This is a genomic window from Sphingobacterium sp. NGMCC 1.201703, assembly GCF_047784615.1.
In the GTDB taxonomy this organism is placed as follows: Bacteria; Bacteroidota; Bacteroidia; order Sphingobacteriales; family Sphingobacteriaceae; genus Sphingobacterium.
This window is the reverse complement of record NZ_JBLOHD010000007.1, coordinates 412932-424081: the sequence shown is the minus strand read 5'-3', so window position 1 is coordinate 424081 and position 11150 is coordinate 412932. Positions and strand designations below refer to the sequence as shown.

Below are 11150 nucleotides of genomic sequence, written 5' to 3'. Positions count from 1 at the left end.
CGTTTCCGTTGGGACTGCAAAGGTAGAAATCTTTTTTGAACTTCCAAAAAACTTTTGAAGTTTTTTTTTCTTTTTCTCTTTTCTGATTTCCGCGTTTAAAATAAGCTGAACGGGATTTTAAAACCCTGCCAGGCTCACTTAAACCTTTCTTTTGTCATGGCTGCTTGCTCTCGCGGCAACCGTCCCTCCCTTGCGGAGTGGTGCAAAGATAGGGAGTTTTTATAATCACTTCCAAGCTTTTTGTTCTTATTTCTTTTGTTTTTCTGCTAACTGGCTGGAACGGTGGGGGATTGTTTTTCTCAGCAGGGGGCTACTGGGGATCCTGTGGGGTCCGGCGACGCAGAAATGCCGTAATATCTTGCGGACAACGTTATATCAACTTTTAAATTAAGAGGAGCTTTACCCTAATATGATAGGGGATTAATAGGTACTTTACACGCTTTTATCCGAATAAGGTCCGGACAAGGTCCGAATGAGGTCCCTATAAAGTCCCTATTATTTATGGATTTGTCTCCTAGCTAATGCGAAGTCGAAAGGTGTAGAAATTAAGTCCAATTCAAGAGCGGGCAAAAGCTGAACCGCAGCGCCAAACAACACAAAAAACGCTAAACATGTGAACTAACTCTATGGAACGTAGTTCTTTAAAAGAAAAGCATTCAGAATAGCATATCACAAAATGGGAATAAAGCTGTATATTTCCCCTAGAAAAAATCCCGGTGGCAGAGAATAGACCGAATAATTGTTTTTATAGGAAACGTAATTATATTGTATATAAAAAGCAATTTATCTAAGTTTGGATAATAAGGAATATTTAATCGTTGTCAGTAGTTTTGAACGAACTTTTCAAGATATATCAAGTCGATGCAAAAGAAGCACTTCGCATCCAAGAGTCGAAAAATGAAATTCACCAACATGATTTCGAAGAATTGATTATTGGCGTAAAGGGACAGTTAGAACATTTTATCGATTTTAAGTCGAAAACATATCAGGCTCCTTTCGTCAGTTTTGTTGCGCAGGGCAAAAAACACCGGGTAACCCCTCTCCTTCTGGATCAAGAGATCGACTTTTGGGTGATCCGGTTTAAAAGCGAATTCATTCCCGAAACCACCTTCCAGCTCTATGCGCATTTTCATGAAAATTCGACATTAACTTTTTTCCAGCCGCCCTGTTTTTCCAGATTGGTCATCCTCTGCCAAATGATACAACAGGAAACACAACAAGTCATAGTTGATTATGCTGTAATCAAGCAGTTGTTGAGCACAATATTTATTATGATAGAGTCGGAGCGGAAAAAACAGTTTCCCGGCACACAACAACAATTAAAAAACCAGAGCACAACGTTCAGCAGTTTTCTATCCATATTGGAAGAGAATTATCGCCGACCGGAGGGCGTAAACTATTACGCGGAAAAACTTTTTATGTCCGCACGCAATTTAAATCTGATTTGCCAAAGTATACTGCAACAAAGTGTATCGGAGATCATTGAAACAAGAAAGCTGATCGAAGCCAAAAATCTGCTGTTAACAACAAATAAGACCATTTCGGAAATAGGTTTCGAATTAGGTTATCAGGAAAAAGCTTACTTTACCAATGTTTTTAAAAAGAAAGCCGGCATGACGCCATCTGAATTTAGAAATGAAATCCAGAGGCTGATTTCCGAATAACACAACCAATTGACCAAAAAACGCTACCCTGCTCCGGCTTCGGCTACCTAACTTTGTATTAAAAATTAACGCTTATTAATTCCAAATGCATAGGAAGGAGTTTATAAAAATTATGGCAACATTACCCTTATCAGGCATCGCTGGTCCCGCAAGTTCATTACGTAAATTTTCTAATGAACTTAATCCTACGGATAAATTTCCGGTTCTTTTTTTAGGGCACGGAAGCCCCATGAATGCGATTGAAGAAAATGAATTTGTGCAGGGGTTCAGAAAAATAGGAAAAACATTCGAAAAACCAAAAGCAATCTTAGTGATCTCAGCGCATTGGGAGACACGTGGAACATTTGTTACCGCCATGGAGCATCCGGCTACAATCCATGACTTTGGAGGTTTCCCGCAAGCTTTATTTGATGTACAATATCCTGCTCCCGGAAGTCCCACCTTAGCCCATGAAACACAGCGCATCGTTACAAAAACAGAAATTCATCTCGACGATAAATGGGGCTTGGATCATGGCTCCTGGTCTGTTGTCAAACATTTATATCCTCAAGCTGATGTGCCCATTATCCAGATGAGCATAGATTACACCCAACCGGCTTCCTATCATTACGAAATTGCCCAGCAGCTGGCTGAACTACGAAAAAAAGGCGTCCTCATTATCGGAAGTGGGAATATGGTTCACAATCTCCGAATGGTCGCATGGGACAAACTCAATACAACTGGATATGCTTACGAGTGGGCAACCGTTGCCAATGATAAGATGAAAAAGCTTATCCTGGATGGCAACCATCAGGCGCTAATTGACTTCAGACAACAGGGAAAAGAGTTTGATCTGGCAATCCCCACACCGGAGCACTATCTTCCTTTAATCTATACATTGGCTTTACAGGAAAAAAATGAAGATATATTGTTGTTCAATGACAATGCTGTAGCGGGTTCCCTCACCATGACCTCTTTAAAAATCGGTTAATGGAAGAATAAGAGCAAGACGTGCTAGCTGCCAGCAGCAGATGATTTGTTACAGACGCTTTGATGACAGCGCCAAGATCGGTACATTTGTTTTACAGAAAGCATAATAGCTTAATTTAGATCATGGCAACAAAACCTGTTATCGAAATCGAATACTGTCCAAAATGCAATTGGATGTTGCGTGCGGCCTATATGTCTCAGGAAATTCTGAGCTCGTTCACCGATGATATCCATGGCGTCCTGCTTATTCCGAGCGAAATTTCAGGTCGCTATACCATAGGCATCGATGGGCAAGAAATCTTTGATCGAAAGAGAGCCGGCAGATTTCCAGAGATCAAGGAGCTTAAGCAATTGATCCGCGATATTGTTGCTCCCTCAAAATCATTGGGACATTCAGACAAAACATCGTAGCATTTGCTCACTATAGCATAAATCGGATTTTATAAACTTCTTCTTCTTAGCAACTTTGTATAAACAAAATGACAGATCATGACTATCCAACAAGAAGTAGATTTTCAACGTATTGCCAAGGCTATACATTTTTTACAGGAAAATTTTAGAACTCAACCCACCTTAGGGCAGATCGCTTCCCATGTCTATATGAGTGAAGCTCATTTTCAACGCATGTTTACGGCCTGGGCAGGCACAAGCCCAAAGAAATTTCTGCAATATATCAGTTTAAATCACGCCAAATCATTATTGAAAGAAAACAATATTGCAGAAACCACATTTCAATTGGGACTTTCAAGTAGCAGTAGGTTGCACGAGCTCTTTATCAATATCGAAGGAATGACACCTGCCGAGTACAAGAATGAAGGCGCCAACCTGCTCATTTCGTATGATTACTATGATACACTTTTTGGCTCTATTATCGTCGCTTCCACCGCTAAAGGTATCTGTCATATTGCATACGAAGAAGATAAAGAATCTGCATTCAAAGCACTCCAAAGGCGTTTTCCTAACGCTAAATTTATACAGCAAAGAGACATGATTCACGAAAATGCACTCAAAGCACTAAATCCACAGGATGGTGATATCGGTCAGGTGAAATTGCACCTCAAGGGAACGGAGTTTCAATTGAAAGTATGGGAAGCCCTGCTAAAGATCCCGATGGGTAATTTAAGTACTTACGGTTCCATCGCTTCTCAGATCGGAAATCCCAAAGCTTCACGCGCGGTAGGTACTGCCGTCGGCAGCAATCCCATCGCATACCTGATCCCCTGCCATCGGGTTATCCAAAACAGTGGTATTTTCGGCGGCTATCGTTGGGATCCGATGCGAAAGACAGCAATGATCGGCTGGGAAAGCCTACATACCGCGATATAAAAAACACAAAAACAAAGGATATCATGGAACTCTTCGACAATCTTTTTGATGGAAAAAAAAACATACTTCCCTACGATGGGACGGTCAATTATTATGGTAAAATACTAGATCAAATACAAGCTGATCACTATTTTGACCGATTAATGAATTCCATTGAATGGGTAAATGATCGTGCCATTATCTTTGGAAATGAAATTATCACCAAACGCAAAGTTGCTTGGTATGGTGAACAGGCTTTTGAATATAGCTATTCCAATACCACCAAAAAAGCCCTCCCCTGGACAAAAGAACTGCTTGAACTAAAAGCACTTGCCGAGCTGAAAACGGAGGAAACCTATAATTCCTGCTTATTAAATTTATATCACAATGGCGATGAAGGCATGGCCTGGCACAGCGACGGAGAAAAAGACCTAAAGAAAAATGGGGCAATTGCTTCATTGAGCTTTGGCGCCGAAAGAAAATTTGCGTTCAAGCACAAAACAACAAAAGAGAAGATCGATCTTATTCTGGGAAATGGTAGTCTGCTAGTCATGAAAGATCTCACCCAGACTTATTGGCTACATCGCCTGCCACCAACAAAAAAGGTTTTTATGCCGCGTATCAATCTTACTTTCAGAACTATCGACAATTATAGCACAGACAGTTAATTTTATATAGCAAAATTTTGAAGTTTTCAGTCAAGTTTAAAGTTTTTTGTATATCCATCTCCCTATAGAAAGGAGATGGACATAGATACATCGTTATTTTACAGCTTCCCAGTCATTGTCTTTGGCTGTATAGTCCATAAAAACACCGCCATCCAACGTAATTTTCTTCACTTTCTTTGCGGATGACCAGCTGATTGTTGCCTGTTTTTCATGCTGTTGCCAAATTGCCGGCGTGTGATGTCTGGTTTCCACCGTGCCGTCCGTATAGGTAATCAAGACGTCAAATGGAATAGCAAATCCCCCTACATTGGTGATCGAAAGCGTATTTTTATTTCCGGATTGTCTGAAACTATCCACCTTTAAATCAATATAATTATTTGTAAAATACCAATTCTTCCAGAACCAGTTTAAATTCTGGCCAGCTCCAGCATTGATACTGAAAAAGAAATCCCATGGTGTTGGATGTTTACCATGCCAAAGATCCATATAATGATGCAAGGCTTTTTTGAATACCGCATCCCCTAAATAATCCCGCAATGCGATATAGGATAAGGCGGCTTTAATATAAGCGTTATTTCCGTATCCCAAACCATTTAACTGTGAAGTCATGGTAATCAAAGGCTGATCCTCTTCTGTGGACGGATCAGAAATATATCGTTTCACCCGTGAATCTTTAAAGAGCTCCTTGTTCTTTTCGGCCCCGATTTCTGCATTACCAATCCAAAATTCAAGTGCAGTAGCCCAGCCTTCGTCCATATACCCATATCGGGTTTCATTAATTCCCATATAAAATGGAAAATAGGTGTGCGCGATCTCATGATCTGCTGTTTGTCGTGCATCAACAAAATTATCAGGTACACTTGAATCATTGATCATCATCGGGTATTCCATATCCGCAAACCCTTGTACTGCAGTCATCGTCGGGTAAGGATAGGTCACACCGGGCCAATTTTTGGAAAACCAGTCGATGCAATATTGCTGCCAGCCAATATACTGTTCAAAATCAGGAGTACCGGCGACGTAACTGGATTGTACACTGACGCGTTTCGTTCCTAAATCCACACTACCGGCGTCCCAAATGTAATTGTCACTCACACTGAAACAAAAATCAGGAACATAAGTCGCTTTAAACCTCCACTTGTTCCAATCCTGCTGTGCGGTCACCCTACCCTCTTTCATCTCAGATGCTGTAGCAACATGAATAGGCACATCACTTTGCTTCGATTGCTCAAAACGTTCCAAAATAGGTTTCTGTAATACCTCTGCAGCATTCTGAAGCTCGCCTGTAGCCCATACAACAAAATTTTTAGGAACAGTAATTTCAAACTGATAATCATTGAAACCATTATAGAACTCCTGTCTGCCGTTATGTTCCAAAACGTCCCAGCCATTGTAATCATCATATACAGATATACGTGGATAAGAATAAGCACAATAAAAAGTAGATGCATTGAGGAGGCCTTCGCGATCACTCTCCACCGATAAAGGATATTCCCAGCTAATCTCTAAGGTAGCCACCGTTCCAGGAAGGATTTTCTGTCCAAAATCACCAAGCTTGACTGTCCCCCATTCCCCACTGTTCACGTCATAAACCTGCCCGTTGAGCTTAAATGATTTTATTTTTAGCCCTGATGTCAGGTAGTCGTCAGAGGCATAATTAGCTCTTACGGCATTAGGCTTGTGCACATTATTCACAAATCGGATCGCCAATTGCTTTAAGGTGTCGGGGCTATTATTGGTATACAAAATTGTCTCACTTCCATGAACTGTTTTCGCAGCAGGATCCAACTGTACTTTCACATCATATTTCCCAAAGTTTTGCCAGTAATTTTTGCCCGGCACACCAGTTATAGTACGCGTACCTTTTTCAATGGCCTGCTTAATATTTCTTGGCATATAGAGTTCCTGTGCTTCTACAAAGCCAGTGATCAGCAGTAAGGCTAAACTGCAGCAATATATATTTTTCCTGATCATATTTCCGAATTAGATAATCAAAACTAAGATAAATTTGCGCTTACTTCCAAGTTTAATTACCGGATTCTGTCCTTCTGTGGAAAATAACCCTGACCATAGCATTGACCATAAGCTTATGCCAATTCATCTGGACAAATGGTCTTACCACGCATATTCGCCTATGCAACGATACATGCTGTGGGGGTTGGCTTTATCGCTTTAGAAAACATTTTAATATTTTTGACGTTTAGATTGAAGATAAACCCGAAGGTATGCAGCAATTTTTACGTCGTCATAATTTATTCACGTTCTGTTTTTTCCTACCTTGCTTCCTACTGCTATCCAATAGGCTTGTGGCTCAATCCGAAACTGAAATTGATTCGACCTCCTTCTATAAAAAACAACGTGACTCTATTCTGGCCAATCAATATGACATCTCGGATCTAATTGGCCGGATTATTCACCCCAAACGCAAAAAGGAAAGATCGAGTAAACGTTCTCCGATTACCCTGATGCCAAACATCGCTTATAATCCGACGATTGGCGGACAGATAGGAATCAAGGCCGTTGCCGGAAAAGTACTGGGCGATCCAAAAACGACAACCATGTCGATTGCAGCAACGTCTGCCTCCATTACCACCAAAAATATTATGGTTTTCTACATTAGCCATAATGTATTTACTCCAAACAATAAGTTAAACTTTCAGGGAGCTTTTGCGTTGGTCAAAATGGTGGCGCTTGATGCTGGCTTAGGTATGACCCCACAGGGAAAATGGACTAATGAGGCGGAGGAAATACTTGCCAATCCGGAACATAAAAAATATGGAGCCAAATACAACGCCTTTACTTTTAATGAAAAAGTCTATAAAAAAGTTGCGGATGGTTTATTTTTAGGGGCCGGATTGGCATTCGACCTGCGCCGAAAAATAACAAGCAGTGGCCCAAATGGAGATATTACACCAAACACCATTTATACCGAAAAGCATGGATTTGCTCCAGATAGCTACAACTCCAACGGCCTCTTATTGAATATGCAGTATACCACCCGTGATAATCCCAACAGACCTTATAAGGGGATCTATTCGGACATTGGCCTGCGGTGGAACACAACATTGCTGGGCAGTAGCAAAAGTGCTGTCCAACTAACAACCGACTTTCGTAAATACTTTAGTTTATCGCAATCAGATCCGGCACATGTACTCGCCTTTTGGTATTGGGGTTCTTACAAGCTTGGCGGTGTCCTCCCTTATTTTGACCTCCCGGGAACAGGAAGAGATGCTGCAGTAAGGACTGGTCGTGGTTATACCGTTGGTTATTTCAAAGGACTTTCTTTTGCCTATGCCGAAACAGAATACCGTTTCCCTATTTTAAAAAATCGTTTTTTAAGCGGGGCTGCATTTTTTAATCTCCAAAGTGCTAGCGATGAATTGGGGACAAAACTATTTGAAAGATGGCAGCCGGGGGGTGGTGCCGGATTACGTGTCCTATTTAACAAAGCCACCCGAACAAACCTTTGTCTGGACTATGCTATAGGAAAATATGGATCCCGCGGCTTCTTCCTTGGACTGAATGAAGCATTTTAATTTAACAGGAGCCTGCAAGCGTTCTTATCTATAAAATCGTTAAATTAGCCGATATGATGACTCCATCTAAAATCCGTTAGGTGGACTCCCCGTTGAAGATTACATATGAATTTACAGACGATTTTTCTCTACATTCTGCTTTTTGGTTTATTATCCTGTCAGCAGATCACGCAATCTAATCCTCGGGTTATTTCGACGAAAGACAGTGCTGTCGATCATCAAAATCAACAGATTACCGAAAGTCGCCACGCCTTAACTCCTGTATTTGATACGTCTACCTATTCGAATCCACGGACAGAGGAAATGGCCAGTCAGCAACGGCAACAGTTAACCAAATTAGCTGATGCGGGGCTCTTTGAAAAATTAGATCTAAAACTGCGTGCAGATCTAGGGGAAGACCAAAAAGATTATTTTGAGCATCATGCGTATCTTCATATTCTGGCGCAAACAAAAGGGGATATTTTTGGAAATAAAGCGAATGATGTCGCATACATTGTCTATGAAACAGGAAAGCATCAGATTGAAATCCTGTTTTTTGATCAAAAAAATAAGCTTTTTAAAACATTGTATCGGGATATACAGGTATCCAATTTACTGCGTCAATCGGATTGTTATTATGCGAATGGGACAGTGGATTACAGCATTGCAGCAGAATTGATCTATCAAGAGGATTATATACGCTCAAGTCAATCAAATTATTTGATGGATGAAAATGCATTCTCGATTGAAAATATTTCAACCAATAACAGATTCGATCTCAAACGTGGGTGCTTAAGCAAGGATTTTTCAACGGATAAAATGTCCAATACCTTATGTATGCCGACGAGTTCGGTATATGCCAATTATCAATGTTTGAAATACAACAAGGCCAAGGCGGTTTTTGAATTATATTTTAGCCAGGAATTTGCAGACTAAGCCTATCTTACCATTAGCAATGAAAAAAAAACACCTAATTGCCGCGATTTTTCTATGCGGTAAATTATATGCCCAAACAGCTGACAGCACGCACAACAGGCTTGAACAGGTCGAAATCAAAGCTTATTTCAATAAACAACCTTTGCTAAGGCTGACGTCATCCGCTGCTGTATTAGGTCAACAGCATATCCAATCCCAGCAATCCTCGAGTCTTGTCGCTGTAATGAATACGGTACCCGGAATACGTATGGAAGAACGCTCTCCGGGGAGCTATCGTTTGGCATTACGCGGCAGTATGCTCCGTTCTCCGTTTGGCATCCGCAATGTCAAGATCTATCTCGATGATTTTCCACTTACAGATGCAGGGGGAAATACCTATCTGAATCTGATAGATCCTTACGCGATCGATCAGATCAATATTTTGAAAGGTCCAGATGGTTCTATATACGGCGCCAACTCCGGCGGGGTAATTTCACTCTACAGCAAAGGTTTTAATACCCTAGCCAAACCCCAAGTCAGCTTACAGATAACAGGGGGTTCCTATGGCTTATTCCAACAGCAGCTCAATGCTGTACTTCCAATCAATCAGACTCAACAATTGGCTATCAATCAGAGCTGGACACGCAGCGACGGTTATCGTCAACATTCATCGCTAAACAGGAAAAACATCCAACTGAACTATAACTGGCATTATGCCAAGCGTTCAGAACTCAAATTCACGGGATTCTACACCGATCTAGCGTATCAAACTCCCGGAGGTCTTACTGCGGCACAGATGGAGAGCGATCGCCGCCAATCCCGTCCCAAAGCCGGACCGAACCCAAGTGCCGCGGAACAAAAAGCGGCAATCTATGATAAAACCATTTTTGGCGGTGTAAGTAACCTAACGAGTATCAGTTCCAAATTAACCTTGTTTGCCAATGTATTCGGCTCGTCCAACCAGATCAAAAATCCCTTTATCACTAATTACGAAAAAAGGGATGAGAAAAACTTAGGAACACGGCTATATTTATCCTACGTAGATCAACTCTACAAAAAAGTAAAGTATGAACTGCAAATGGGTATAGAGGCTCAAAAAGGCTGGTACGATATAGATAATTATGACAATAACCAAGGGCAGGCCGGAAATCCACAGGCCAAAGACAAACTGGAAAATAGTCAGCAGACATTCTTTGCACGTGCACAGCTAGCCTGGTCAGAGCGGTTACAGGTCGAATTATCCATGGGGCTAAATACGAATAAAATAGCCTATCAACAACGCTATCCGACTGAACAGAAAGATAAATCGCATATCGATTTTGGCAACACCTGGATGCCGCGGGCCGCTGTCTCCTACATGCTGGCTCCAACATTCGCAGCCCGGGCTTCAATTTCAAAGGGATTTTCTGCACCAACGATTGCGGAAGTGCGCTCATCAGACAATGCGATCAATGACGAACTCAGACCAGAAATCGGCACCAACCATGAATTCGGTATACGCTGGCATCTGTGGAACCGTCGAATGATATTGGATGCGGCCGCATACAGCTACCAAATGGAGAATGCCATCATCCGGCAGGTACGCGAAACCGGAGCAGAATATTTTCAGAACGCAGGAAAAATAGATCAAAAGGGATTTGAGGCGTCCATACTACTTTATTTGATAACACCCAAGTCGGCTGGGCTCATCCGTAGCCTACGGGTTGGAAGCAACCTCTCCCTAAATAATTATTCTTTTAAAAACTACCAGGTTGGGGATAAAGATTATACTGGCAACAAACTTACTGCGGTACCAAAAACAGTTTGGGTAAACAGCTTAAATGTGCTTTTCCCCTGTGAGCTTCGTTTGGACCTACTTTCCAATTTGACCGCAGCCATACCATTGGACGATGCCAATACTGTATTTGCAAAACGGTACCACCTTTTGCAAGGCAAAATATCCTGGAGCAAAGCTATAAGTCATAGGTACAAAGTTGGTATTTTTGCTGGTGCTGACAATCTGCTGAACCAAAAGTATAGTCTAGGTAATGACATTAATGCTTTCGGTGGCCGGTATTTCAATCCAGCACCATTGCGAAATTACTATGGCGGTATGAATTTTAATTTTTAATCTA

The 11150-nt window shown here is 41.4% G+C and carries 9 protein-coding genes; 8 read left to right on the top strand and 1 reads right to left on the bottom strand.

Translation table 11 applies throughout. From position 1 onward, the window contains the following. Positions 1–830: 830 nt before the first annotated feature. The 5 genes from ACK8HY_RS17260 (at position 831) to ACK8HY_RS17240 (ending at position 4606) form a co-directional block, all read left to right on the top strand. Positions 831–1664 (top strand): helix-turn-helix transcriptional regulator, encoded by an 834-nt coding sequence (locus tag ACK8HY_RS17260; RefSeq protein WP_077437394.1) that lies wholly within the window; start codon positions 831–833, stop codon positions 1662–1664. A gap of 112 nt (positions 1665–1776) precedes the next feature. Continuing rightward, the gene (gene ygiD, locus ACK8HY_RS17255) at positions 1777–2634 is read left to right on the top strand and encodes a 4,5-DOPA dioxygenase extradiol (RefSeq protein WP_416134320.1); all 858 of its coding nucleotides are present in this window, start codon (positions 1777–1779) and stop codon (positions 2632–2634) included. A gap of 122 nt (positions 2635–2756) precedes the next feature. Continuing rightward, positions 2757–3044 (top strand): SelT/SelW/SelH family protein, encoded by a 288-nt coding sequence (locus tag ACK8HY_RS17250; RefSeq protein ID WP_416134319.1) that lies wholly within the window; start codon positions 2757–2759, stop codon positions 3042–3044. A 78-nt stretch (positions 3045–3122) separates the two neighbouring features. Next, on the top strand, positions 3123–3959 hold the full coding sequence (locus ACK8HY_RS17245; protein WP_416134318.1) for a methylated-DNA--[protein]-cysteine S-methyltransferase: 837 nt from the start codon (positions 3123–3125) through the stop codon (positions 3957–3959). Positions 3960–3982: 23 nt separating this feature from the next. Continuing rightward, on the top strand, positions 3983–4606 hold the full coding sequence (locus ACK8HY_RS17240; RefSeq protein ID WP_077437397.1) for an alpha-ketoglutarate-dependent dioxygenase AlkB family protein: 624 nt from the start codon (positions 3983–3985) through the stop codon (positions 4604–4606). Between the two features lie 93 nt (positions 4607–4699). On the opposite strand, the gene ACK8HY_RS17235 is transcribed toward ACK8HY_RS17240, so the two are convergent. Next, complete coding sequence (locus tag ACK8HY_RS17235; protein WP_416134317.1) at positions 4700–6580, bottom strand: M1 family metallopeptidase; 1881 nt, start codon at positions 6578–6580, stop codon at positions 4700–4702. Positions 6581–6831: 251 nt separating this feature from the next. Between ACK8HY_RS17235 and ACK8HY_RS17230 the strand changes: the two genes are divergently transcribed. The 3 genes from ACK8HY_RS17230 to ACK8HY_RS17220 all read left to right on the top strand — a co-directional run bounded on the left by ACK8HY_RS17230 (position 6832) and on the right by ACK8HY_RS17220 (position 11146). Further along, complete coding sequence (locus ACK8HY_RS17230; protein WP_416134316.1) at positions 6832–8142, top strand: BamA/TamA family outer membrane protein; 1311 nt, start codon at positions 6832–6834, stop codon at positions 8140–8142. A gap of 105 nt (positions 8143–8247) precedes the next feature. Next, positions 8248–9057: a hypothetical protein gene (locus ACK8HY_RS17225; protein ID WP_416134315.1), complete on the top strand. Its 810-nt coding sequence runs from the start codon at positions 8248–8250 to the stop codon at positions 9055–9057. Between the two features lie 19 nt (positions 9058–9076). Beyond that, positions 9077–11146, top strand: coding sequence for a TonB-dependent receptor (locus ACK8HY_RS17220; RefSeq protein ID WP_416134314.1), 2070 nt, complete (start codon positions 9077–9079; stop codon positions 11144–11146). Positions 11147–11150 lie beyond the last annotated feature (4 nt).